The 25,407-nt window shown below is 46.6% G+C and carries 24 protein-coding genes and 3 tRNA genes; 15 read left to right on the top strand and 12 right to left on the bottom strand.

Translation table 11 applies throughout. From position 1 onward, the window contains the following. Positions 1-237, bottom strand: a 237-nt coding sequence (locus tag K941_RS0108995) for a transposase family protein (RefSeq protein ID WP_029103356.1), incomplete at its 3' end; no start/stop codon positions are given. A gap of 153 nt (positions 238-390) precedes the next feature. On the opposite strand from K941_RS0108995, the gene pal reads away from it, so the two are divergent. The 3 genes from pal to K941_RS0108975 all read left to right on the top strand — a co-directional run bounded on the left by pal (position 391) and on the right by K941_RS0108975 (position 4,170). Further along, positions 391-909 carry a peptidoglycan-associated lipoprotein Pal gene (pal, locus tag K941_RS0108990; RefSeq protein ID WP_029103355.1) on the top strand — a complete coding sequence of 173 codons (519 nt, stop codon included), beginning with the start codon at positions 391-393 and terminating at the stop codon, positions 907-909. 845 nt (positions 910-1,754) lie between these two features. Further along, positions 1,755-3,470: an OmpA family protein gene (locus K941_RS15380; RefSeq protein WP_051225990.1), complete on the top strand. Its 1,716-nt coding sequence runs from the start codon at positions 1,755-1,757 to the stop codon at positions 3,468-3,470. An 85-nt stretch (positions 3,471-3,555) separates the two neighbouring features. Next, positions 3,556-4,170 carry a pseudouridine synthase gene (locus K941_RS0108975; RefSeq protein WP_029103354.1) on the top strand — a complete coding sequence of 205 codons (615 nt, stop codon included), beginning with the start codon at positions 3,556-3,558 and terminating at the stop codon, positions 4,168-4,170. Between the two features lie 24 nt (positions 4,171-4,194). Here the strand turns inward: K941_RS0108975 and K941_RS15375 are convergent, their stop codons facing one another. Continuing rightward, a complete protein-coding gene (locus K941_RS15375) occupies positions 4,195-6,045 on the bottom strand; it encodes a M61 family metallopeptidase (protein ID WP_051225991.1) in 1,851 nt (616 codons plus the stop codon). Positions 6,046-6,317: 272 nt separating this feature from the next. Between K941_RS15375 and K941_RS0108960 the strand changes: the two genes are divergently transcribed. The 3 genes from K941_RS0108960 (at position 6,318) to K941_RS0108950 (ending at position 9,724) form a co-directional block, all read left to right on the top strand. Beyond that, on the top strand, positions 6,318-6,803 hold the full coding sequence (locus tag K941_RS0108960; RefSeq protein ID WP_029103353.1) for an FKBP-type peptidyl-prolyl cis-trans isomerase: 486 nt from the start codon (positions 6,318-6,320) through the stop codon (positions 6,801-6,803). Positions 6,804-7,027: 224 nt separating this feature from the next. Next, positions 7,028-7,492 carry an META domain-containing protein gene (locus tag K941_RS16450; protein WP_051225989.1) on the top strand — a complete coding sequence of 155 codons (465 nt, stop codon included), beginning with the start codon at positions 7,028-7,030 and terminating at the stop codon, positions 7,490-7,492. A gap of 123 nt (positions 7,493-7,615) precedes the next feature. Next, positions 7,616-9,724 (top strand): NADPH-dependent 2,4-dienoyl-CoA reductase, encoded by a 2,109-nt coding sequence (locus K941_RS0108950; protein WP_036387994.1) that lies wholly within the window; start codon positions 7,616-7,618, stop codon positions 9,722-9,724. 107 nt (positions 9,725-9,831) lie between these two features. Here the strand turns inward: K941_RS0108950 and K941_RS18040 are convergent, their stop codons facing one another. Continuing rightward, complete coding sequence (locus K941_RS18040) at positions 9,832-10,410, bottom strand: DUF4424 family protein (RefSeq protein ID WP_322782720.1); 579 nt, start codon at positions 10,408-10,410, stop codon at positions 9,832-9,834. Between the two features lie 86 nt (positions 10,411-10,496). Further along, positions 10,497-10,706 (bottom strand): DUF4424 family protein, encoded by a 210-nt coding sequence (locus K941_RS18035; RefSeq protein WP_051225987.1) that lies wholly within the window; start codon positions 10,704-10,706, stop codon positions 10,497-10,499. Positions 10,707-10,783: 77 nt separating this feature from the next. Here K941_RS18035 and hemB point away from each other — a divergent pair, with 77 nt between their 5' ends. Further along, positions 10,784-11,791, top strand: a complete 1,008-nt coding sequence (gene hemB / locus K941_RS0108940) for a porphobilinogen synthase (protein ID WP_029103351.1) — start codon at positions 10,784-10,786, stop codon at positions 11,789-11,791. 152 nt (positions 11,792-11,943) lie between these two features. Here the strand turns inward: hemB and K941_RS0108935 are convergent, their stop codons facing one another. From K941_RS0108935 to leuS, 6 genes are all read right to left on the bottom strand, one after another. Further along, positions 11,944-13,935 (bottom strand): MacB family efflux pump subunit, encoded by a 1,992-nt coding sequence (locus tag K941_RS0108935; protein ID WP_036387992.1) that lies wholly within the window; start codon positions 13,933-13,935, stop codon positions 11,944-11,946. A gap of 13 nt (positions 13,936-13,948) precedes the next feature. Beyond that, a complete protein-coding gene (locus K941_RS0108930; protein WP_029103349.1) occupies positions 13,949-15,250 on the bottom strand; it encodes an efflux RND transporter periplasmic adaptor subunit in 1,302 nt (433 codons plus the stop codon). Positions 15,251-15,772: 522 nt separating this feature from the next. Next, the gene (holA, locus tag K941_RS0108925) at positions 15,773-16,783 is read right to left on the bottom strand and encodes a DNA polymerase III subunit delta (RefSeq protein WP_029103348.1); all 1,011 of its coding nucleotides are present in this window, start codon (positions 16,781-16,783) and stop codon (positions 15,773-15,775) included. A gap of 11 nt (positions 16,784-16,794) precedes the next feature. Further along, on the bottom strand, positions 16,795-17,283 hold the full coding sequence (locus tag K941_RS0108920; RefSeq protein ID WP_036387990.1) for an LPS-assembly lipoprotein LptE: 489 nt from the start codon (positions 17,281-17,283) through the stop codon (positions 16,795-16,797). A 32-nt stretch (positions 17,284-17,315) separates the two neighbouring features. Beyond that, positions 17,316-17,609, bottom strand: coding sequence for a hypothetical protein (locus tag K941_RS15360; protein WP_051225986.1), 294 nt, complete (start codon positions 17,607-17,609; stop codon positions 17,316-17,318). Between the two features lie 85 nt (positions 17,610-17,694). Next, positions 17,695-20,286, bottom strand: coding sequence for a leucine--tRNA ligase (leuS, locus tag K941_RS0108910; protein ID WP_036387988.1), 2,592 nt, complete (start codon positions 20,284-20,286; stop codon positions 17,695-17,697). Positions 20,287-20,377: 91 nt separating this feature from the next. On the opposite strand from leuS, the gene K941_RS0108905 reads away from it, so the two are divergent. Both K941_RS0108905 and K941_RS0108900 read left to right on the top strand, forming a co-directional pair. After that, positions 20,378-20,728 (top strand): Spx/MgsR family RNA polymerase-binding regulatory protein, encoded by a 351-nt coding sequence (locus K941_RS0108905; RefSeq protein ID WP_029103345.1) that lies wholly within the window; start codon positions 20,378-20,380, stop codon positions 20,726-20,728. Between the two features lie 53 nt (positions 20,729-20,781). Next, the gene (locus K941_RS0108900; RefSeq protein ID WP_029103344.1) at positions 20,782-21,153 is read left to right on the top strand and encodes a hypothetical protein; all 372 of its coding nucleotides are present in this window, start codon (positions 20,782-20,784) and stop codon (positions 21,151-21,153) included. Positions 21,154-21,433: 280 nt separating this feature from the next. Here K941_RS0108900 and argB read toward each other — a convergent pair whose 3' ends face one another. Next, a complete protein-coding gene (gene argB, locus K941_RS0108895; RefSeq protein WP_029103343.1) occupies positions 21,434-22,342 on the bottom strand; it encodes an acetylglutamate kinase in 909 nt (302 codons plus the stop codon). A gap of 53 nt (positions 22,343-22,395) precedes the next feature. Beyond that, on the bottom strand, positions 22,396-22,860 hold the full coding sequence (gene dut, locus K941_RS0108890; RefSeq protein WP_029103342.1) for a dUTP diphosphatase: 465 nt from the start codon (positions 22,858-22,860) through the stop codon (positions 22,396-22,398). A gap of 180 nt (positions 22,861-23,040) precedes the next feature. Between dut and K941_RS0108885 the strand changes: the two genes are divergently transcribed. From K941_RS0108885 to K941_RS18125, 6 genes are all read left to right on the top strand, one after another. Then, positions 23,041-23,116: transfer RNA gene (locus K941_RS0108885), tRNA-Lys, on the top strand. Between the two features lie 35 nt (positions 23,117-23,151). Then, a tRNA-Lys gene (locus tag K941_RS0108880) sits at positions 23,152-23,227 on the top strand. Between the two features lies 1 nt (position 23,228). Next, positions 23,229-23,304, top strand: a tRNA-Asn gene (locus K941_RS0108875). Positions 23,305-23,589: 285 nt separating this feature from the next. Then, positions 23,590-24,693 (top strand): PhoH family protein, encoded by a 1,104-nt coding sequence (locus tag K941_RS15355; protein ID WP_051225985.1) that lies wholly within the window; start codon positions 23,590-23,592, stop codon positions 24,691-24,693. Further along, positions 24,683-25,246, top strand: a complete 564-nt coding sequence (gene ybeY / locus K941_RS0108865) for an rRNA maturation RNase YbeY (protein ID WP_029103341.1) — start codon at positions 24,683-24,685, stop codon at positions 25,244-25,246. The genes K941_RS15355 and ybeY overlap by 11 nt, the downstream gene beginning before the upstream one ends. Positions 25,247-25,258: 12 nt before the next feature. Beyond that, positions 25,259-25,407 (top strand): Hint domain-containing protein (locus tag K941_RS18125; RefSeq protein ID WP_208854370.1); only part of this gene is annotated, 149 nt, incomplete at its 3' end.

The raw sequence follows: 25,407 nt of genomic DNA, 5'->3' as shown, positions 1-25,407 counted from the left end.
TTCATGGATGCCAAAGTCAGCGGCTATCTGCTCATAGGTGCGATATTCTTTAAAATACTGTAAGGTTGCCATTAACAAATTGGGCATGCTGATTTTAAGTTTTCTACCGCCTCTTTGATGTACAGCAGCTTGTGCTTGCTCTAAACAAGCAAGCATTTCATTAAAAACCCTGCGTTCAATGCCAACTAAGCGTTTGAATTTGGTGTCGGATAGGTGTGTGGAGGCTTCATAGTTCATTGAGGTATTTTAGCATAGAATGGGTTTTGCAGGAGGTCTGTTATAGAGCATGATTTTCTCACATGATTTTGCAAATTGTCATTAAGTAGCAAACTGTGGTAAAATGGTACAATCGTCAAAATGGTTTTATAATTCTTCAATTAAGGAGCGTTTATGCTTACTTCTAAAATCTCAAAAGCCCTTGTATTGGCTTTGACTGCCAGCACCCTTATGGTGACAGGCTGTGCCAGCAAAAAGCCAAACTCACAAGTAGTTGTTGCCCCCCTAGGTGGTTACGGTGCGAGCGGTGGCTATACTGGTGGTGCTTTGGTCAATAACTCAGATGCCATCCAAAACGCTGCTCGCAACATGCAAGGCGTGGTGCATTTTGACTTTGATTCTGACGCCATCCGTACCGATGCCGCTGCCATTCTAGACCAACAAGCCCAATTCTTGAACGCTAATCAAAGTGCACGCGTGCAAATCGCAGGTCATACCGATGAGCGTGGCACTCGTGAATATAACATGAGCTTGGGCGAGCGTCGTGCCGCTGCTGTACGTAGCTATCTTGCCAGCAAAGGCGTGAACACTGCCAATGTAGAGATTCTAAGTTTTGGTGAAGAGCAACCTGTCGCCACAGGCTCAAACGAAGCATCATGGGCTCAAAACCGCCGTGCCGAGCTAAGCTACTAATTTTAATTTATTTAACTCTAAAGATAAGCCCAAAATCTTGCGATTTGGGCTTATTATGGTTTAGGCCTTAGAGATTTAGTTTTTGTGGTGCTTTTCATGTTTTTATAAAAATCATCTTGTCTTTTAATTTAAATAAAATGTTACTAATGGTAGGTACACCTTATTATAAAGCAAGGAAATTCACTTTTAAAAATAAAAAACAATAGACTTCCTGCAAAACTAGGCTTTCCGTTCGCCCCGAGCTTGTTGAGGGGTGGCGGAAAACCGTTATGGTTCGACAAGCTCACCACGAACGGTTTTCCTTATTTTTGGGTTTTGCAGGAAGTCTAATCAATAATTTATCATTTTTAATTAGGGCGTGTTGAATATTGGTATTTGCCATGAAAAATGAGAAAAATCGCACGTTTTTCAAGAAAAAAACTTGAGACTGATGGTTGTTCTATCAAGCAAGTTTTTATTATGAAAAACAATCCGACCACTTAACTAGGTAAATTTTTAAGAATTTTAACCTAATTTTTTAAATGAAGTGGTCGGATAGCTATTTTCATGCAAAAATTGATTTAAAACGTTAAATTTCATCTTGTTTTATAAAATGTTATCAATGTTCAACATGCCCTAAGCATTTAGCAAGGCTGTTTTTAAAATTTTGACACAGCTCATGGTATGATTTTCTTATAAAATTGTTGCATTATTGTTCTTTTTTAAATGATTTGTAAAGCCACTATCGTATTTATGATGATTTTAACGTAGAATGTTTTTATGTTAATTATTTTGATTAAAATCAATATCAGTCTTTTTTAATTTAATCCGTCAATTTTTAATTGACACATGAGTAAGGAGTTTTTATGAATCTGATCGACCATTTACAAACCATCGTTACCCCCAAAGTCCTATCCTTGATTGGCGAGCATGGTGGCGATGACACTGCCAAAAGAAATGCATTGACAGGATTGTTTGGGCTGTTTGGTGTCAATCTTGCCAACCCCGACATCGCCTCACAAGTGCAAGCACTGACTCCTGAACAGCTCGAAGATGGCAACCATGTTCTAAATACTGTCGTCCAAGACACGCAAGGCACCAGTCAAGTGAGTACCTTAAATAACGAGCTTGCTTCTGAGCATGGATTGTCACATACCACCACAGAAGCCTTAACCAACGCTGCCGCACCACTCATAGTGCACGAACTGAACACCTTAGCAGGTTCAAACTCTCTTGCCATTTTCTTGCAAGAAAAAGCAGATGATTTTGTTGGAGTTTTGCCTAATTGGGCAGAAAAATTACTGCCAGCAGGACTACTGACAGGTACTGGTGCCTTGGGTGCAACGTCGTTGGCAGGCATTACCGCCGATGCCACAAGCATGCCTACGACACCAGTTACACCAACCACCGAAAAAGTCTCAGACCCTGCTACCGCCCATGTAAATGGTCAAGTACAGCCCATCAAAAAAGAAGAAGGCAGCTTTATGAAAGCCCTACTACCCATCATCGGCTTGGTGATTTTTGCAGGGTTGGCATGGCTCTTATTGCGTGGTTGCCAAGAGAAGCCAGCCCCTGTGGCGACACCTGTCACACCCCCTGCCGAGACTGCCCCTGCTGCTGTTGCCTTCGCAGACTTAGCCCCTGCCACGCTTAACTTTGCCACCGATGAGACAGGTCAAGGCATCTACTCTTGCCGTGGCGAAGCAGGCAGTGAAGGTGTTTTTGCTAATATTCGCACCGCCCTATCAGGCGTGTTCGGTGTCGCCGATGACAAATGTCAGCTCAATGTCAGCTCGAACGTGGCAGATAGCTTGCCTGCTGGCGAACACCTAGAAGGTATTTTCAAACTTATGAAAGGCGTGCCAAATTCTAGTGTCAGCATTAGCGACAAAACCATCCGTTTTAACGCGGCTAACGCCGATGACATCACCAAACTCATCGATGGCACCAAAGCACTCGTTCCTGCCGACTTTGTGGTCGAAACCGAGCCACAACTTGACGTTGCTAGTGCGGTGAGCAACAGCATTAACACCGCCAAAAATGCCATCTCAGGTCTGCCCGACACCTCTACCGCCGACGACCTAGTGCGTGCATTGAACCTACAAATCATCAACTTTGCCAATGATTCAAGTGAGATTCCTGCTGAAAATAAAGAAATCCTTGACCTGGCAGCCACCAAACTTGCTAAGTTGCCTGACGCCAGACTAACCATCACCGGTCACACCGACAGCAATGCTTCACATGAATACAACAAAACTTTGTCCGAGCAACGTGCCAAAGCCGTTCATGACTACCTAGTCTCTAAGGGCGTGCCTGATGAGCGTTTGGAGACCTTTGGGGCAAGTTTTGACCACCCTGTAGCAACCAACGCCACCGAACAAGGTCGCTTCCAAAACCGTCGTATCGAGTTCACACTCATCCAAGACGGCGAGCAAATCGCTGCTGTTGGCAATGCACCGACCAGCCCTGCTACTGCCGTAGAAGAAGCACAACAAACCCCTGCTGATACGACAGCCGAGACAGCAGAGCCTACTGCTGACACAGCACCAGAGTCAGCAGTAGGCTCTGCCGAGAACAAATAATCGGTTTTAGCAAAAACGTGGTAAAATAAAAGCCCAACATGTCAGTCATGTTGGGCTTTTATGTTTATTTTAAGAATACCAAATCATGCCTATCGTTGTCCTATTTAACAAACCCTACAATGTCCACAGCCAGTTTCGCAAAGACCATGACCAGATGATGACCCTTGCCGACTATTTTGATGACAAAAGTCTGCGTGTGGCAGGACGCTTGGACAAAGACAGCGAAGGTCTGCTCGTTCTCACCGATAACGGCACGCTCAACCATTTCATCACCACACCGCCCACGCACGGCAAAGCCAAATCATGGGGCAAGACTTATCTGGTGCAAGTAGAACACACCCCAACTGATGACCAACTTCACGCCCTGCGTACAGGCATAACCCTAAAAGACGGTAAAACCCTGCCTGCCCATATCCTACACCTAGATGGTGACAACCTACCCATTGACGTGTGGAACAGGCATCCGCCCATTCGTGAGCGTAAAAATATCCCCACCGCATGGCTTATGATGACCATCTTTGAGGGCAAAAACCGCCAAATCCGCCGTATGACTGCCCATGTCGGTCTGCCCTGCCTAAGACTTATCCGCTTACAAATCGGCAGTGATAAGCTCGGCTGGCATGTTGGTAACTTAGCCGTCGGTCAAAGCAGACACATTCACATCAGCCATGACGAGCTAACACAAATACTTCGGGGCTGATTGGGCAACTCACCATCTAAGACTTTATGATTTGAGCCATTTATCAAAAACAAGCCACCCTTTTTCTTGATAGTCTGCCGTACGCACCGACACACTCTCATGCCGTGTTGGCGTGCCACAGGTCACGGTAAAGGTGCGAAGTTCATCACGGCGAAAGGCATGCACCACCACGCTGTTGGCATGGGTCAGTGCCGATTTTATGCCCGCACCACTGGCACGAATGCCGTCTATTGCGATGATGACATCGCCCACCGACAGCCCTGCACCACTGGCGATACTGCCACGGTGTAGGTGCTTGATTTTAAGACCATCCGAATTCTCATCCACGCTCATACCCCATGCCGTCTGGGTCTGCTGACTGTCTAACACCGCCCCGAACTCGCCCATGAGTGACACAAGGGGTAGCTCATCTGTACCCACGACATAGCTATGATAAAAGTCCTGCCATGCGTCCGCCCCCATCATAGAGCTGATGACATCGCTAAGATTCTCATCGGTCATGCCAAACCGTTTATCATCGCTCTGTTTGGATTTGTCATAAAAGGCTTTGACGACATCAAACAGGCGGTATCTGCCCCCTGAATGCTTTAACAAACTCAAATCCAAACACAACGCCACGAGCGCCCCTTTGTTATAATAACTCACGCTCTGATTGACGGTGTTCTCATCAGGGCGATACAGCTTTATCCATGTATCGAAGCTCGACTCCGCCACGCTTTGGTGTCTGCGACCGTCTGTCTTATAATAGCGGTTGATTTGGGCGGTGATGAGTTTAAAATAACTTGCCCTATCAATCACGCCTGAGACCAATAACATCAAATCATCCAAATAACTGGTAAAACCTTCAAATACCCACAACAAGGGCGTGTAGGTTTCTGTTTGTAAATCACTGTCCATCATCACATCAGGACGCACTGACTTAACCCACCACGCATGAAAATACTCATGGCTACATAGCCCCAAAAACCGCTGATAAGACTCGCTTGGCACATCAGACTCACCCACAGGCAAATCGGTGCGTGGCGTGATAAGGGCGGTTGAGTTGATATGTTCTAACCCACCATAATCACTGCCTGTTACCATCGTCATAAAGGTATAGTCAGTAAAAGGCACATCACCTAGCAAGTCAGCATAGCTTTGGCAAATCTTTTGTACATCCGCCGACAACCTTGTCAAATCAGCACGGTGTCGCCCTGCGATAAAAAAGCGATGAGCCACCCCTTTGTCCGCCACCTGCACCGTAAAGTCAAACAGCGACTGCACCCCAAATTCAAAGGGATAATCATAATATTCAAAGGCTTCTTTGGGAGCGAGTGAATACCCCACCCCCTGTTCATGCTCACGCACGACATGGGGCAGACCGCAGGCGAGCGATGAGCCTTGATTTTTTGCCAAAAAACTCTGTGGCACATGCAAATGCACACAAGCAGATGCCCGTTCATTATCTGACACCATCAAAAGAAGCGATGTAAAATTGCCAAACAGTCGGCTGTCATCGACAAATGCCGTCCGCACCGACAAATCATGGCAGTACACTTCATAATGCACCGTTATCCGCCCCGCCTGCCCGATGTCGGCAAATTCATAACGGTTTTTGGCACTTTTGCTTGCCCGATACGCCCGCCCTGTTTCATCATAGGCGATGACTTTAGTGATGTTCTTGCTAAACTCACGCACCAAATAACTGCCTGCTATCCAAGTCGGTAGCCACAAACTAAGCCCGTCATTAGAGCGTTCAATGTCCGCCACATCAAAGCTCATGATGACATCAATCAAATGCTCATGACATCGGGTAAAGTCAAGCACATAATGAATGGCAACATCCTGCTCGCTATCCGTCTTTGGCAAATTAGAGGTTGTATTTAGGTGTGTCATTGTATTTACCTTATTAAACTCATCAAAATTGGTGGTGTTGTTTAAAAATATTTTAAAATTGTAAATGCAAGAGATAACAAACATTGTTAAACAACATATTATCAACTGACGTCATTATAACAAAATTGATTTAAATCTGCTTTAATCGACTTTTAAAAGATTTTTGTAACCAATGCCCAACATTTGCCAAAACTTTGCTATAATAGTCCTTGATTATCGGTAGCGACACCCCATTTACCGATAAACATTTTTCACTTTTATAGGAAAATTTCATGTCAATGATTGCAAATGACACCGTTGTACGATTCAACTACACCCTAACCAACAGCGACGGCGACGTGCTTGATAAATCAAATGGCGAACCGCTTGCCTACTTGCACGGTCACCACAACATCATCCCCGGTCTTGAAGCCCAAATGGAAGGCAAAGGCGTGGGCGATAAGTTTACCGTGACTGTTGCCCCCGAAGACGCTTATGGCGAGTACCTTAGCGAGGCTGTCCAAGAAGTGCCACGGGCAAATTTTCAAGGTGTTGACAACATCGAAGTTGGCATGCAGTTCCAATCACAAACTGACGACGGTCATGTCATGCTTGTAACTGTTAAAGACGTGAATGACGACGTGGTGGTAGTGGATGGCAACCATCCGCTTGCTGGTGTGACTTTGACATTTGATGTTGAGGTGGTTGATGTGCGTGAAGCCACTGCCGATGAGATTGCTCACGGTCATGCACACGGTGTGGGCGGTCATCATCACTGATTGAGTCATTATTTACAAAACCCAAACATATGTTTGGGTTTTTTGTTTTTAAAGGATTATAATAAGTATTTTTCAATAAAGATGATTCTAAAAACTGGACGTACAGGAGCGAACATAATACCCAAAAATCAAGACATTACATAGGGCAAATTGTAATTTTCCCCACAAATCCATCCAAAAATATCATCAATTAGCGATATAAAATTTTTACCAAAGGTCTTTTTGTGAAACGCTCAACCTCTCTATTTATCATCACCGTCCTACTAAGTGCTTGTTCTGCCATGCCCGATAGCACAGCTACCCATTCCACCGCCCAAGCCCAAACCACAGATGTCTCCCACGGATTACAGCCTAATACGACAAGCCAGCTTAACCAAGAATGGCAACTGACCGCCGTACAAGGCGTGGATTATCAAGGCAGATCTGTCGCCACACTTGATTTGACCGACCCTGCCAAAGCCAGTGCTCATGCAGGGTGTAACACCCTAATGTTTGGCATCAGCAACATCCATGATAACACCTTGCACATCAGCTCGGTGGCGTCCACTCGCATGGCATGCCCTGACATGAGATTAGAGCAGATACTGGGGCAAGTCTTACCCACGCTCACGCATTATAAAGTCAGTGCTACCGACCTGATACTCTCTAACAGCCAAGGTCAAGCGTTATACTTTAAAGCGGTAAAATAACTCAATATTGGCAAAATGTTAAGATGACCGTTAAGTCATTTTAACATCAAAAACACACGCTTTAGAACGCCTTGTGCTACAATACACCAAGCCATCGCTTGTATCAATAGCACAAGGACAGCCATGACCACATTTTTTAAAGGCAAACCTACCCCCACTCACACCGATGACACGCCCTATCCGCACATTTTTCGTCCGCTAGATTTGGGCTTTACCACCCTAAAAAACCGCATGGTCATGGGGTCGATGCACACAGGGCTTGAAGACAGATTTTTTAATTATGGTAAGCTCGCCCGCTATTTTGAAGAACGTGCCAAGGGCAGTGTTGCCCTGATTATCACAGGCGGTATCTCGCCCAACCGTGAAGGCTGGCTCATCCCCTTTGGCGGAACACTCAACCGCACCGCCGACATCATTCATCACGCCCGAGTAACCCGAGCGGTGCATAAGCACGACACCAAAATTCTCTTACAAATCCTACACAGCGGACGTTATGGCTATCAGCCCTTTGTGGTCGCCCCAAGCCCCATCAAGTCGCCCATTTCGCCCTTTAAGCCCCGCCAAATGTCCGCCAAAAACATCAAGGCAACCATAGACGACTACGTCCACACCGCCAAACTTGCCAAAAAAGCAGGTTATGACGGCGTGGAAATCATGGGCTCCGAAGGCTATCTTATCAACCAATTCTTATCCGCTCGCACCAACCAACGCACCGATGATTATGGCGGCAGCTTAGAAAACCGAGCCCGATTTGCCCTAGACATCGTCAAGGCGATTCGTGGGGCGGTTGGCAGTGATTTTATCATCAGTTTTCGCTTGTCTATGCTCGAGCTCGTTGAAGACGGTGCAGTCATGGCGGACGTCATCAATCTTTCCACGTGGTTGGAGTCGGCAGGGGTCACGCTCATTAACACTGGTATCGGCTGGCATGAGGCTCGTATCCCCACCATCGTAACAAGCGTGCCACGAGCGGTGTTTGTACGGTTTAGCCAAGCGGTCAAAGATGCCATTAATATCCCTGTCATCGGGGCGAACCGCATAAATATGCCTGACACGGCAGAGGCGATGTTGGCAAATGGGCAAGTGGATTTGGTACAAATGGCACGCCCCTTTTTGGCGGACGGTGCGTGGGTGCAAAAAGCCCAAACTGGCAATGCTCATCTCATTAATACCTGTATCGGCTGTAATCAAGCCTGCCTTGACCACACTTTTGCTGGCGAGCGAGCGACTTGCTTGGTCAATCCACGAGCGTGTTTTGAGAGCGAATACGACATTCGCCCCACCAAAAAAGCTAAAAAAATCGCCGTCATCGGAGGCGGTGTCGCTGGCATGACAGTTGCCGTTACCGCAAGCGAACGTGGACATGACGTGACCATTTTTGAGCGTAACAGCACGCTTGGCGGTCAGTTTAATTTTGCCAAAGTTATCCCCGGTAAAGAAGAATTTTTTGAGACCATTCGCTACTATCGCAACATGATAGAAAAATTAAACATAAAAGTTCAATTAAGTCATGATGTTAGCGATGAATTTTTAAAAAATAGCGACTTTGACGACATCGTCATCGCCACAGGGGTCGTGCCACGCAAAGTGCGATTTGACGGCACCGATTTGCCACAGGTCATGACCTATGCCGAACTGCTCTCGGGGCAAAAGGTCGCCGGTGAGCGAGTGGCGGTACTGGGGGCAGGCGGTATCGGCTTTGACGTGGCAGAATTTTTGGCACATGGGGGCGTGATTGCCAAAGACGTGCATGACCCCACTTATCGCCCCACCACCCAAAGCCCTGATGAGTTTTTTGCTCAATGGGGCGTAAACCCCGAGCCACATTATGACAGCAAAGGCGGACTTGCCAAACCTGCTCCCACGCCAAGCCACCGCCAAATTTATCTACTCCAACGCAGTGAAGGCAAGCTCGGCAAAGGACTCAATAAAACCACCGGCTGGGTACACAAAGCGGTCATCGAGCAAGCCGGCGTTATCCAAATCGCAGGGGCAACGTACGACAAAATCACCGATGAAGGCTTATGGATAACGGTCAATGGACAAGCCCAACTGCTCCGTGTGGACAGTGTGGTGCTGTGCGTGGGGCAAGAGTCGCTGAATCATCTCATGCCAAAGCTGGGCGACACCCCCAAAGCCCACTACCACATCATTGGCGGAGCAAAAAATGCCGAGCGCCTAGACGCCAAACGAGCGATTAGAGAAGGGTTTTTGCTTGGCATTCATTTATAAAGGCAAATTGATAAAAATCGGGTAAGCCTACACTTACCCGATTGCCGTTTATTTAACCTGAATAAACGCCACATCAATGTCTTGTTTTGGCACAAAGTTATTTTCAATCACTTCAAATTTGCCCTGCCCCACTTTTTCACTTTGCCCCTACCTGCCCAACAAAACGACACAATCTCATCGCCATCACGCTCGGCAGTGAGTTTAAACCGCTCAATCGGCTTTGCCCAGTTCGCCCCCGTGGTCAGCACATAGCCCAACGCCGAATAAGACAAAGGGTGCGTGCCTGCTTTTTTATCCAAGTTTTGCCGAGTGGCTTTATCCAAACAAAAATTACTGTCTAGACTTTCATCGAAAAAGACACCGCCATCCACCATGGGGCGATAGCTGTGGTTAATGCGAGTGACAGTATTGGCTTTAAATGTTTGTGTCCATTCATAGATTGCTTGCAACTTCCAATGCGTGTCTTGTTCGGTGATAAGACGATATAGCGTTGGGTGTTTGCAGGCTCGGATTTTGGCGTATATATTGGGCAAACTTTCATCATAATTGACATGATGATACGCAGACAAAATCTCTTTATCCGAAAAACCGCATTGCCTAAATGCGACCGTCACATCAAGCTCTGATTGCTCATCATGTCCTTTATATAAAAAGGCTCGCACGTGCATTTTTGGGGTTTCGCCCACACTTTAAAGCCGTTAAGCGTCTCCTCTGTGTCCGCAAAATCCCCATCGTGTTGAATGCTCATCTTTGGCAAGGAAAACAGCGCCGTTTAGCAGATTGGCTTGTTTGTCAAATTTTTAAATTCGTACGCCACTTTGATGATGTCTTTGCTGATGTACAAATCCTCGCTTTTCATGGCGATATTGAGATTTTTGATGTACCACGCCCCGCCTACGCCCACATAGCCCGTGCTGTCGTTGGCGTGGACTGTGATACTTGACAATAATAGTGCCAATAGGGAAAATTTAAAACGTTTCATGATTTATCCTAACAAAAAGGTGTATAATTATCTTGCTATCTTTTAATATCTTTGTCAAGCTTATCAAGGTCAAAAATATGTCAAATTACACCTTTAACCGCACCTTTCCCCACACCCGCCTACGCCGTTTGCGTGTCTCGGACGGCATTCGTGAGATGGTCGCCGAAACTCATCTAAAACCTTGCCATCTCATCGCCCCTGTGTTTGTCATCGAAGGGCAAAACCAACGCCAAGCCATCAAAAGCATGCCAAATATCGAGCGATTATCCATTGATCTACTCATCAGGCATTGTAAAGAGCTGTATGAAACAGGCGTGCGAATGGTGGATATTTTCCCTGTGATTGACCCTGCCCTAAAATCGCCCAATGGCGATAACGCCTACGACGTAGATACCCTTGCCGTGCGTGCCGTCTCTGCCATCAAGGACGCCTGCCCCGAGCTTATCGTCATGACCGATGTCGCCCTAGACCCCTACACCACACACGGTCAAGACGGCATTATTGATGAGTCAGGCTATGTGGTCAACGACATCACCACCGAAGCACTCATTAAACAAACACTTGCCCACGCTCGGGCAGGGGCGGACGTCATCTCGCCATCGGACATGATGGACGGTCGCATTCGTGCCATGCGTGATGCCTTAGAAGCAGAGGGTTTTGTCAATACTGCCATCATGGCATATTCCGCCAAATACGCCTCCGCCTACTATGGACCTTTTCGTGATGCGGTCGGCTCATCAGGCAACCTAAAAGGACACAAAAAACAATACCAAATGAACCCTACCAACCGAGCCGAAGCTTTACATGAAGTCGCCCTTGACATCTCCGAGGGGGCGGACATGGTCATGGTAAAACCCGGTCAGCCCTATCTGGACGTGGTGCGTGAAGTTAAAGACAATTTTGGCGTACCAACCTTTGCCTATCAGGTCTCGGGCGAGTATGCCATGCACATGGCGGCCATTCAAAATGGCTGGCTCACCGAAGCGGTGATTTTGGAGAGCCTTATTGGATTTAGACGGGCAGGCTGTGATGGGATATTAAGCTATTTTGCCCTACCTGCTGGGCGAATGCTTGCTGAGATTTAAAAATTTGCTGACTTTATGATTTTATGCCACTTTTTATGTTTAAAGTGGCATTTTACTTCATTCTCACTTTTACATAAACACTTGATTTATCAAGACAAACCCATTCGCCCTTGATAGCACATGGATTTTAAAAAACAGCCCTAAAATCCAAATCAATGATGAGCCAACGCATCCACAGGGTTGAGTCTTGACGCATTACGGGCGGGTAAAAAGCCAAACACCACACCAATGAGCGTTGAGCAGACAAAGGCAACCACGATAGATAGGGGCGAGTAAATCACACCCACGCTGTCGCCCCCAAATTTATTGACAAGACTGCCCACACCAAAGGCAAGTAAAATCCCTAAGACACCGCCCAAGATACACACCAATACCGCTTCTATCAAAAACTGCCCCATGATGTCCGACTGCCTTGCCCCAACCGCCATACGCACGCCAATCTCGCTCGTGCGTTCGGTCACGGACACAAGCATGATGTTCATCACGCCAATACCACCCACGATGAGCGAGATAATCGCAATGAACGAGATGAGCATGGTCATGGCGGTGGTGGTGGACTGCACCGTTTCTTTGATACTGTCGGTGTTCATGATGTTAAAATCGTCCGTGCCGTGCCGTGATTTGATAAGCTCAGAAATGGCAGTCTCGGCAATGGCGGACGGCGTGTCATCATCTATAAGTACAACAAAGCGGTCAAGGGTGTTTTTGCCAAGCATACGATACATGACGGTGGTATAAGGCAGATAGACGGTGGGCGAGTTGCTCGTGCGGGCAAAGGACGATGTTTTTTCGGACAACACGCCCACGATACGGGCAGGGACGTTGCCGATGAGCAGGGTTTGCCCGATGGGATTGCCTTCGTTATTAAAATAGGTCTTGTAGGCGTTTTGGTCGATGATGACATCTTGGGCGGACGTGGCGACACTGGTTTCATCAAACATCTGCCCCATAGCCAATTTTTCGCCCGTAACGGATAAATAGTCCTTACCCACGCCCGTTACCGTGCCTGTCGTGTCTTGGTTTTGGTAGCGGATATTGACCGATTTGTTTACCATGGGGCTGACCGACACGGCATAGGGCTGATCGGCTACGGCTTGGGCGTCCGCCACAGTCAGATTGTCCCGCCCAAACCGCCGTCTGGCATCGCCCCACGGATAGCCGTTCATCACAGTAATGGTGTTGGTGCCTAGGGCGTTGATGTCGGCTAGGATTTTGGCTTGTGAGCCTTGCCCAAGCCCCACGATAGACACCACAGAGGCGATACCGATGATAATCCCAAGCATGGTTAAAAGCGTTCGCATTTTATGGGCTTTCATGGCATAGATAGACATTTTAAAGGCTTCTTTTAGGCGGTCTATCACGCCAAATAGGGCGTTTTTTGAGCCAAAGGTATTTTTGCTTGTGGCGGTGTTTTGAGTATTGTGATTATTATCTTGCTGTTCTTGATTTCTGGCATTATCGGTATAATAATCAGCAATGATATGCCCGTCTTTTAATTCAATCACCCGCTCGGCTTGGCTTGCCAAACTTGGGTCGTGCGTTACCATGATGATGGTGTGTCCGTCATCTTTTAGGCGGTGCAAGATGTTCATCACTTCCTTGCCAGAGCCACTATCCAACGCCCCTGTCGGCTCGTCCGCTAGGATAATATCGCCCCCATTCATCAATGCCCTTGCAATAGAGACACGCTGTTGCTGACCGCCTGAGAGCTGGTTGGGGTGGTTGGTGGTTTTCTCGCCTAGGCCCAATTGGGTAAGGAGCTCGGTGGCTCGCTCACGTCTTTTAGTGGTGTTCATGCCCGCATAGACGGCAGGAACGGTAACATTATCAAGGGCGTTGATGTCGCCAAGCAAGTGATAACGCTGAAAAATAAAACCAAAATGCTCACGTCTTAGCTTAGCAAGCTCCTCAAAGTCCATGTCGTCCACAGATTTACCAAAAATGGTATAGCTTCCGCTCGTGGCTTTATCAAGACAACCCAAAATGTTCATGAGCGTGGATTTGCCTGAGCCCGATTGCCCGATGATAGCAACCATTTCGCCTTGATAAAGCATTAAATCAAGCCCGTGCAAAATACGAATATTAGTGTCGCCAGCAGGGAACTCACGCACGAGATTTTTGATTTGTATAAGTGGGATTTTCATGATTTTCTCCCAATCATCTCATCATCGGTGGGCGGCTTTGGCGTTGTCCACCTTGTCCTTGACCGCTTGCTTCGCCTATCACAACTTTATCGCCAGCGTTTAGCCCTGATTTGATTTCGGCATTGACACGGTTATTTAGCCCTACTTGCACGTCCACAGGCTTAGCTATGCCGTCCGCTCCGACCACTTGCACGCTGTATTTGCCCCTGCCCCCTTTTAGGGCAGATGACGGTATGGTGAGTACGTTTTTGACTGAATTGGTGATGATATTGATCTGTGCGGTCATGTCAATGCGAAATTTACGTTCGGCATTATCCACGTCCAAATAACCGATATAATACACCGCCGAGTCCGTGCTACTGGTCGTGCTGATGTTCTCGGGGGCAGGCTCAACCCCTGCCAGCGTGGTGTCAAACTGCTGCTGGGTATTACCAATGATATTAAAGCGAGCAGGCATTCCTGCACTTACGTTTACCACGTCCGCCTCGCTAATTTGGGCGTTAATACGGACACGGCTAAGGTCGGCAAGCGTGACAATGGTCGGAGCGGACTGCATGGCGTTCACCGTTGTCCCTTCTTTTTGGGTAACAGAAACAACCGTACCGTCCATCGGGGCGACTATCGTGGTATAGCTTAAATCTTCGGTGGCGGTGGATAGGTCATTTTGGGCTTTGTTAATGCTGGCTCGCTGGCTTTGGATGTTCGCCTGTGCGGTGGCAACGTCATTTTTGGCGTTTTGCACACCTGCCCTTGCCACGTCCACGTTGGCACGAGCGACTTCGACCGCACTTTGGGCATCGTCATAATCTTGGCGACTGATTGCATCAATTTTTAAAAGACTCTCCAAGCGAGCAAAAGACTGTTCGGCTTTTTTGAGTTCGGCAAGGCGTGCTTGTAAGGTGGCTTCTGAGCTTGCCACATTACCTTGACTGGACGCCAGATTTGCTTGAGCTTGGGCAAGGCTCGCCTGGGCTTGTTGCAAATTGGCACCCGCATTTGAGACGGTGTTTTTTTGTTCTACTTGGTTGATTTGGGCGATTAGGTCGCCTTTTTTGACTTCATCGCCCACGTCCACATACAGCTTGACAATCCGCCCTGACACCTGAGCCCCCACGTCCACGCTGTAAATGGGCTTGACCTTGCCTGACGCCATGACCGTGTTTTCAATGTCGCCCATCACCGCATCGGCAGTCAGATAGGACGGTGGGGCTTCTTTGGGTTTAAAGAAATAATAGGCAAGGATAATAAGTACAATGGCAATAATGGCGATGATAAGCCATTTTAGGGAGAATTTGGATTTTTTGGCGGTGGACATGGTTTTTTTCCAAAAAAAATAGCAGAATAGAGATTAATTTTAAAAAAATTGGTATTTTTAAAAATGGGTAAATGGTTAATTAATATTGATAAAAAAATAGGCTTTGGTTCAAAAAGTATGCTACAAAGAAAACCGTTCGTGGTGAGCTATACCTGCCCATAACGGTTTTCCTACCCGCAGGCAGGCTCAGGGCGAACGGAAAACCTAGTTTGGCATACTTTTTGGACTACTATCAAAAAATAAAGTTTTTAAATTTGACATGGTTAATGATAGGCTTGCAGAATAAATAACAATTTGCCCTATGTTATGATTAATTTTTAAACAATTCATTTAGTTCTAATTTTGTCAAATTTACATTTATCTTAAAAATTGTCTTAAAAAATCCAAGTATAGCCAATGCAATTTTTAAAAACCCAACAGTCATTATAAAATTTTTGTTTTAAACAACAATTAAACCCTAAGTATTTTTTATAAATTTTTATGGTAAAATGGTAACGTTTTGTAATTAATAATGTCCGCCATTTACCCTTGCCTTGCCCCCACCCCACACACCGACAGCACCAAATCGGTCAGCAGTTGCCACACGTCTTTATCGCTCACGCCCTTGATTGCCTTATCAATGGCATAAACATCGGACAGCCACTGTCCGCCCTGCCCGTGCAGTCGCCGTGCCGTCTGCTCGTAGATGTATGCCTTGCTTTGCCAAATACCCAGCTCGCTTGGGGCTTTACCTGCCTGAATTTGCAGAATCAGCCGTACATCTTTGGCAATCGCCCACAGTACAATGCTTGGGGCGGTGTCGGTGCGTTTTAGGTGATGTAAAATAGCAAGGCTTTTTTGGGCATCTCCTGCAAGTATGGTATCCGACAGATGAAACACGGTAAAATCCGCCCCGTCCACAAGCGACCGTTCTAGCTCGTCCACGCCAATCATCTGTCCATGCGTGTATAAAAAGGACGTCCGCCACAAGGTCTGATATGCCGACAACAGATGATGTTCAGTGTGCGATAGGAGCATTTGCCACGCATCAGGGCTTAGGATTAGCCCCAGCTCTTGGGCTTTGGCGGTCAAAATGTCGGTACGCACTGACTCATTATAGACATTGCCGTCAATGATAAGCCCTTGATTATAAAAGAGTTTTAGGGCTTTGGTGGCAAGTGATTTTTTGTCTTGCTTGGGCAGGCACCAGATGAGATGATTATGGCTATGCCCGCCTGCCACGTCATCAGCAAAGGCAGTAAGGCGAGCGATTGCCTTAGTGTCGGGCTTGTGATTGCCTGTAACTATCAAGGCGGTACTGTCACCAAACAGCGATAAGTCATTTAGCTCGGCGACCACGTCCAGCCATGATTTGGCGGACGAAAGCTCCATGCGTTTGATGAGTTGGTTATTTGCCGACCATTGGGGGCGACAGGCGTCAATGAGCCATTGGTGCAGAAGTGGCTCATCACTGTGCATGACCCACAGCCCCTGTGTGGGCGTGGTGTTGTCGTTTTTGAGATGATGAAAAAGCGGTAAAAATCGCTGTTGCACGGTCTGCTCGCTTAGCGTGCCATGGCTCGGTAACGCTCGGCAATGCGTTCGCCTAGCTGGTCATAGAGCCAACCCCTACTCTCTTCGCCCTGTTGGTCAAGCGTTACCACGCTCGCTTCATTATATTGATAGCTTTGCTCCACTTGCATGGGGGCGGTGGTGGTTTTTGTGCCAACGGTGATTTTGACGTCCGCACTTAGCACCAGACGAATCTCGGTCAAAGTGCCGACCAGCTCATAACGGCGAAACCGCAAGTTATCTACACGGATTTGGTTGGTGCTAAGCCCTGTTTTTAGGTGCATAAGCTCCAAATGCTTGGTCATGGCTCGTTTTAGGTGCAAGTTTTCTTGGCTGTCATCTAGGCTTAACTGTACGGTCTGATAAGCAGGGGCTATCTGCAAGCTCTCGCCTGTCCCACGCAAGGCAAATCCGCACCCCGATAAAGTTAGGGCAGGCAAGACGGCTAATGCTAACAATGGAGCGGTTAAAAATTTTGGCATGGTTGTCCTTTTCTAAATCATTTTGTATCAAATCACTTCACAAAATACGCCACACCAAAGCCTACCCAATAAATCGCCACCGCCAAAATCACCGCCGTAATCACACTTGCGATATTACGCACGACAGGCGGGGCAATGCTGGTTTGGGTGGTATTTTCATCACGCACGGCACTCTCGCTTTCTGCCTTTAAATAGCCCAGTCGAAGCACGGCATGAATGACGATAAAGACGACAATCACCGCCCAATGAATTTGCAAAAATCCCACGATCAAATTGGCTAAAATGGCAATGTTGGATAATAGGCTAAACAGTTTGGTTTTTGGCATAATAAATCATGCAATGGATAATTTTAATAAAATGGATTGGACGTGTGGGGCGAATTATTTACCCCACACATCTATTTAAACACAATCAAACAACCACACTTACAAGTTTATTTGGCACCACAATCACTTTTTTGGGTTCGCCTGTGATAAATTTGGCAACGCCCTCATGCGATAGAGCCATTTGTTTAATGGTATCGTTGTCCGTGCCTGTCGGTACGTCAATCTCGCCACGCACTTTGCCATTTACTTGCACCGCCATGACAATACTGTCGCTCACGAGAGCCGATTTATCAAGCGTTGGGAAGGTAAGCGTGCGACTGTCAAACCCAAACACTTCTAGCAAATGCTCGCCAACGTGCGGAGCGTATAGCGATAGGATTGTCAAAAGCGTGATAATCGCTTCATGACGTACCGCCAAATCGCCACCGTCTGCTACATCAAACGCTCCAATGTCATTGGCAAGCTCCATAAGGGACGATACAGGCGTGTTCAGAGCCAAATGCTCGCCCAAGGCGGTGTCAATTCTGGCAATGGTCTCATGGGTCTTACGGCGTAGGGCTTTGGCGGATTTGGATAGGCTGTGGTTTGCCACATCTAGGGCGGATTTTTCCACGTTACCAATCGCAGTCAAATGCTCATCGGCAAGTCGCCATACTTTTTTGACAAAATTATAAGGACCTTTTAGGGCAGAGTCTGACCATTCTAGTGTTTGGTCAGCAGGGGCGGTAAACATGGTGTACAGTCGTACTGTGTCCGCTCCGTATTCGCCCATAATGGTCTGCGGGTCCACGCCGTTGTTTTTGGACTTAGACATTTTTTCAATTTTGCCAATGGTAACAGGCTCGCCGTCCGCTATCAGCACCGCTTCGTTGCCACGCACTTCCACTTCATAAGGGAAATAGTAGCTTTTTGAGCCGTCCGCCTTTTCACGATAAAACGTCCCTGCCAGCACCATGCCCTGAGCGAGCAAGCACTCAAACGGCTCACTACCGCCAACCAAGCCTTCATCACGCATGACTTTATGGAAAAAGCGAGCGTACAATAGGTGCAAAATGGCGTGTTCAATACCGCCCACATATTGATTGACCGACAGCCATTTGTCCGCCCCTTGTCTACCAACCATTTGGGTGTCATCGTGGGGCGTGGTAAAGCGTTGGGCGTACCAACTACTCTCCACAAAGGTGTCAAAGGTATCGGTCTCACGCTCGGCAGGTTGTCCGCATTTTGGGCAGGTGCAGTTCACAAATTCGGGTATTGATTTTAGGGGATTGCCACGACCGTCAGGCACGACATCGGTAGGTAGCACCACAGGCAAATCACTCTCAGGCACAGGCACCGTTCCGCAGTACTGACAGTTAATCATCGGAATCGGACAGCCCCAGTAGCGTTGGCGAGATACGCCCCAATCACGCAGGCGGTATTGAATGGTGGCGTTTGCCTTATCGCCCACGACTTCTAGGATTTTGGCACTCGCAGTGTCTTTATCCATGCCGTCAAGTACGCCTGAATTTACGCACACGCCATTTTTGTCGCTATACCAGTCTTGCCATGCGTCTGTACTGTATTCTTTGCCTTTAAATTCAATGACTGGCTTGATTTCTAAATTATACTTTTTGGCAAATTCAAAATCACGCTCATCATGAGCAGGCACGCCCATGACCGCCCCCGAGCCGTAGCTCATCAGTACATAGTTGGCAACCCAAATCGCCACATCTTCGCCTGTTACAGGGTGCTTGGCAAATAGCCCTGTATCCATGCCCACTTTTTCGGCTTTGGCAAGTTCGCTTTCGGCAACCGAGCCTTGTTTGCACAACCTGCAAAATTCGGCAATTTTTTCGTTTTGGCGAGACGCATATTGGGCAAGCGGATGCTCTGCCGATACCGCAAGATAGCTTACGCCCATGATTGTATCAGGGCGAGTGGTAAAGACGGTGAGTTTGTCCGCTTGTCCGTTTAACTCATAGGTAAAATCAAGCTCCATGCCATGACTTTTGCCAATCCAGTTGTGTTGCATGGTTAGGACTTGTTTTGGCCATTTGTTTTCTAACAGTTTTAAATCGTCAAGCAGTTCGTCCGCATAGTCGGTGATTTTAAAATAATACATCGGAATATCACGTTTTTCAACGACCGCCCCCGACCGCCAGCCACGACCGTCTATGACTTGTTCGTTGGCAAGGACGGTGTTGTCCACAGGGTCCCAGTTTACGGTGGATAGCTTCTTATATACCAAGCCTTTTTTGTAAAGCTGTAAAAATAGCCATTGCTCCCATTTATAGTAGTCAGGATTGCAAGTGGCGAACTCACGAGACCAGTCAATGGAAAGACCTAGCGATTTTAGTTGCCCACGCATATGCTCGATATTGGACATCGTCCACGCATGGGGGGCAACCTCGTTGTCAATGGCGGCGTTTTCGGCAGGCAAGCCAAAAGCGTCCCAGCCCATCGGCTGCATGACATCATAGCCTTTTTGGCGGTAGTAGCGAGACAACACGTCCGTAATGGCGTAGTTGCGAACGTGTCCCATGTGGAGCTTACCGCTTGGATAGGGGAACATGGAGAGCATATAGCGGGTGGGCTTGCCGTTGTCGTTATTGTCGGTGTGGTAGCGGTTATCAGCTTGCCATTTGGCTTGCTGGGCTTGTTCAATGGCTTTAAAATCGTAATTGTTTAGACTCATGATGGGCTAACTCAAAAATAAAAAATTTAACACGCTATTATAGCCGATTTTTGTTATAATTTGCCAATATTTTGTAAAGCGAGACACCCCCATGACGACCATTTATGGCATAAAAAACTGCAACACCATGAAAAAAGCATTTGATTTTTTAAATCAAAATGGCATAACGCATGAGTTTTTTGATTATAAAAAGTCGGTATTAAGCCAAGATGACTTCGCCAAATTTGTGGCAACCTTTGGCGAAAAAGTCATCAACAAGCAAGGCACTACTTACCGCAAATTTGATGATGAGACCAAAACGGTACTAACCAGTGGCGATGTGTCCGCCATGTATGAGATAGTTAAGAACAATCTTAGTGTACTAAAACGCCCGATAGTCGTGGGCGATGATGTGGCACTGATTGGTTTTGATGAGAGTGAGTGGGTGGAGGAATTTAATTAAATCCTGTTGATTGAATGTGGTTTACTCTAATGATTATTTAGAAAGGCTTGACAGTGAAAACAAATCTTACGAAGTGTTTTGTCTTTGTGGCTGGGTTTTTAGCAGGGATTGTTTTTATCATCCTGAGTAACCGCTCATCTGACACCTTATACCAATGGAAAAATCCATCTGATACTTTGGTGTTGTCAGTAGCGACCAATGGCACTAACTATAACGCTTGGTTATCTAGCCATGATTACCATCGGTTTTTCTTAACGCCTTTTGCTAATGGTAAGGTTTTGCCGAGAGGTGTGATGATGGTGGTTGATGAAAACTTTTCAGATTATCAAAATTTAAAAGTTGAATGGCTGGATAATGGCTGTTTGATTACAGCAAAATACGGTTATCAGATTTATATGCCTTATCCTAGCGAAGAATTTCCTTAGGTAGATAACAGCGGTGTAGGGTGTGCTAAGCCCACCTTTTTTTGTATTATGATTGTCATTGGCAAGTTTATTTTACAAGTTGGATTTTATAGTCAAACAAATTTGAAATAAGACAAGGAAAACGAGCGAAGTTGTACAAGTAGTACTACGAGCGAGTTTGACACAGTATTATTTCAAAGTTGGCAGACTATAATTGTAAAATCCAATAAATTGAATGACTTACATTTTAAATGGCAGGTTTTTCCCACCCTACGCCAAATGCAAATTGCCTGATTTAAACTCAAACTTCCCTTAAAATCTGCGTACCCACCCCTTCTTCGGTAAAGATTTCAAGCAAACAAGCGTGTGGCACTCGCCCGTCCACGATGGTCGCACTTCTAAGCCCTGCTTTGACCGCATCCAATGCTCCTGCGATTTTGGGTATCATGCCCCCGCTAATCGTACCATCAGCGATGAGATTATCCACATCGGTGGGGGTCAGCGATGTTAGGACACTGCCTTCTTTATCCAGCACGCCTTTGATGTTGGTGAGCAGAAGCAGGCGTTCTGCGTTTAAAAACTCAGCGACTTTACTTGCCACAAGGTCGGCATTGATGTTATAAGTCTCGCCATTTTCGTCCACGCCTAGTGGGGCGATGACAGGGATAAAGTCGCTATGGATTAGCATATTGATGACATCTGTATTGACGTGGGCGACTTCACCAACAAAGCCCAAATCAATGGGATTGCCATCTTTATCCGTCATGGCAAGTTTGGCCGCACGGATAAGGTTGGCATCTTTGCCTGTCAAGCCAATCGCCTGTCCGCCGTGCTTGTTGATAAGATTGACGATAGATTTGTTTACGCTACCGCCCAGCACCATTTCCACCACGTTCATCGTGTTTTTGTCGGTAACTCTCATGCCGTCTATGCGGTCGGACTCACGCCCAAGCTCATTCATGAGATTATCCACCTGCGGACCCCCGCCATGCACGACCACAGGATGAATGCCGACTGTTTTTAGTAGGACGATATCTCGGGCAAAAGAACTTTCTAACACAGGGTCGGTCATGGCATTACCGCCGTATTTAACCACGATAAGTTTGTCTTTATAACGCTGAATATAAGGCAGAGCGGTCGTGATGACCTCGCTTGTGTGTTTGGCTTCGTCTAGGGTTAGGGATTTGTGGTTTGGGGCTTTGTATTGCATGGCATCTTCCTTTCAAATAGTTGTAAAAATTTATCAATTACCAATAAAATCAATCACTTAATCCCAGAGCTACCAAACCCACCTGCACCACGCTCGCTGTCATCGCTAAATTCATCAACAATCTCAAAACTTGGACGTACCACAGGCACCACCATATATTGAGCCATGCGTTCGGCAGGATTTAGGGTAAAATCGCTATCGCTTCTGTTCCACACTGACACCATCAGCTCGCCTTGATAGTCAGCATCAATCAGACCAACAAGATTACCAAGCACAATGCCATGCTTATGCCCAAGTCCTGAGCGTGGCAAAATAATCCCTGCAAAATTGGAGTCTTTGATATATATCGCAAGCCCTGTGCCGATGAGTTTGGTCTCGCCCGCTTTGATAACCAAAGGTTCATCAATGCACGCTCTTAGGTCTATGCCTGCCGAGCCGTCTGTGGCACGAGTGGGCAGGGGGAAATTAGGGTCAGAGCCGATTTTGGGGTTTAGGAGTTTGACTTGGACAGATTGCATAAGATTACCTTTTAAATAACTCAATTTCATCAATGATTGGCTAATTTTAAGCAACCGCCCCCAAAAAAGCAATGCCAAAGCCCCAAAAGCCTTTTATTTTGTTAAATTTTTAAAAATTTCATAAAAAACGCTTGACGTATCAAAATTTACCTGTATAATACGCACCACGTTTAGTGATAAGGGTCGTTAGCTCAGTTGGTAGAGCAGTTGACTTTTAATCAATTGGTCGCAGGTTCGAATCCTGCACGACCCACCATTATCCTAGATGACCGAATAAGCCTTGTGCTTAGCGGGTCGTTAGCTCAGTTGGTAGAGCAGTTGACTTTTAATCAATTGGTCGCAGGTTCGAATCCTGCACGACCCACCATTCCCCAATAGCTCAGTCGGTAGAGCATCGGACTGTTAATCCGTGTGTCCCTGGTTCGAGCCCAGGTTGGGGAGCCATATTTAAAAACCCTTTTCTATTTTGGAAAAGGGTTTTTTGTTGTTTGAATGTTATTTTACGGCTTGATTTTTTATTTTTTGAAAGCATATAAGTCTTGATGATTTTTGTTTTGGTATTGTTAAATTTGGGGTATATCAACAGGCTTGCTCAGCACGCCCCTACAAAAGCATGATTTTTAAAATGCAGAATTGGTGCATATTAAGATTAATCAACCGCATTTATCCCGAAATCATATTCCAAAGCATGATTAATAACGCCCATTTTATTTTAAAAAGGAAACCCATTTGAGCCTAACTCGCACCCTTAGTTTTGAACTGACCCCCTTTGAGCTTCGCACCCTGCTTGGCGAATACAACACGCACCTAAAATATCTACAAGACCGCCTTGATATTAGCATTGTCAATCGTGGCAATGACTTTATACTTACAGGCGATTTGACCCAAGTGGAGCGCGCCCAATATGTGCTGGGCGAGCTTTATGAACTTGCCAAAAAATCAGACGACATTGCCCCAGAAGACTTGCACCTACTTATCCAAGCAAGCCTTGCCCGAAATCCAGAGACCACCACCCAAACGCACACGCCTGTGAGCCTATCGACTCGCAAGGGCAAAATCACGCCAAAAGGACACAACCAAGCCGAATATGTGCGTAATATTCTGCTCTCCGACGTCTCGTTTGGTGTAGGTCCTGCTGGCACGGGCAAAACCTACCTTGCCGTGGCGGTGGCGGTGGACATGTTAGAGCGTGGCGAGATTGAGCGAATTTTGCTTGTTCGCCCTGCCGTGGAAGCGGGCGAAAAATTAGGTTTTTTGCCGGGTGATTTGACCCAAAAAATTGACCCCTATCTCCGCCCTCTGTATGATGCTTTGTATGAAATGCTTGGCTTTGAAAAGGTGGGTAAGCTCCTAGAACGCCAAATCATCGAAGTTGCCCCACTTGCCTATATGCGTGGGCGGACGCTTAATAACTCCTTTGTGATACTGGACGAAGCCCAAAACACCACGCCTGAGCAGATGAAAATGTTTTTAACACGGCTTGGCTTTGGAAGTCGTGCAGTCATCACAGGCGACACATCGCAGGTGGATTTGCCCCGTGGTCATAAGTCGGGACTTGCGGTGGCGTTGCAGATTTTGGCAAATATTGAGGACATTCACATCACGCAGTTTAGCAGTAAAGACGTGGTGCGTCATCATCTGGTGCAAAAAATCATTGACGCTTATGATGCTTATGATGCGGTGGAAAGCAAAATCGAGAGTGAGCGAGCCGAAATCCGCAAAAAACAGCGTCAAGAACAAGAGCTAAACCGTACGTTAAACGCCTTGTCCTTTTTAAATAGCATAAAAGACGACAAAAGCGGTCAAGGTGGCAAGGACGGCAATGATGAATGAGATAACGCTCAGTTTTGCCGATGATGTGGCAGGTCTTGCTAAGTTGCCAATTTATCATGAAATAAAAATTACAGAGATTTTTAATCATGCCTTAACGGTGATGAATGACAAAATCACGCACGGTTTGGCGTTACCCTATTATCCATTTGATGAGCTACCTGCTCAAAACTGGATAGATTTGCCAAAATCTTTGGATATTTATATCTGTGGCACGACTGAGGGGCGTGAGCTAAACCTTGACGCTCGGGGCAAAGACTACGCCACCAACATTTTATCCTACCCAAGCGACATACCGAGCGATGTCTGTGTGATGATGAATAATATACCACTGGGCGAGCTTGTGATTTGCCATGAGGTCGTGGTGCGTGAGGCAGATAAGCAAGGCAAAGCGGTGGACGAGCATTTGACGCACCTTATCGTACATGGTGTATTGCACTTACTCGGCTTTGACCACGAGCTTGGGCAAGCCGAGCAGGACGAGATGGAGGGGTTTGAGATTGAGATTTTGGCAGGGATTGGGGTTGGCAATCCTTATAGAGATGATGAATATTAGGGGAATTGCAATATGACTAAAGCAGAAACCAAACACAATGCTTGTTTCCCTGCAGGAACTCGTATTACTACAGATAAAGGATTAAAGCGTATCGAAGATATCCAAGTCGGTGATATGGTATTATCTAAACATGAAAGTGGTATAGGCAAACAAGAGTTTAA

Origin of the sequence: Moraxella caprae DSM 19149, from assembly GCF_000426885.1 — a bacterium.
In the GTDB taxonomy this organism is placed as follows: domain Bacteria; phylum Pseudomonadota; class Gammaproteobacteria; order Pseudomonadales; family Moraxellaceae; genus Moraxella; species Moraxella caprae.
This window is presented reverse-complemented; position numbering and strand designations above follow the sequence as displayed.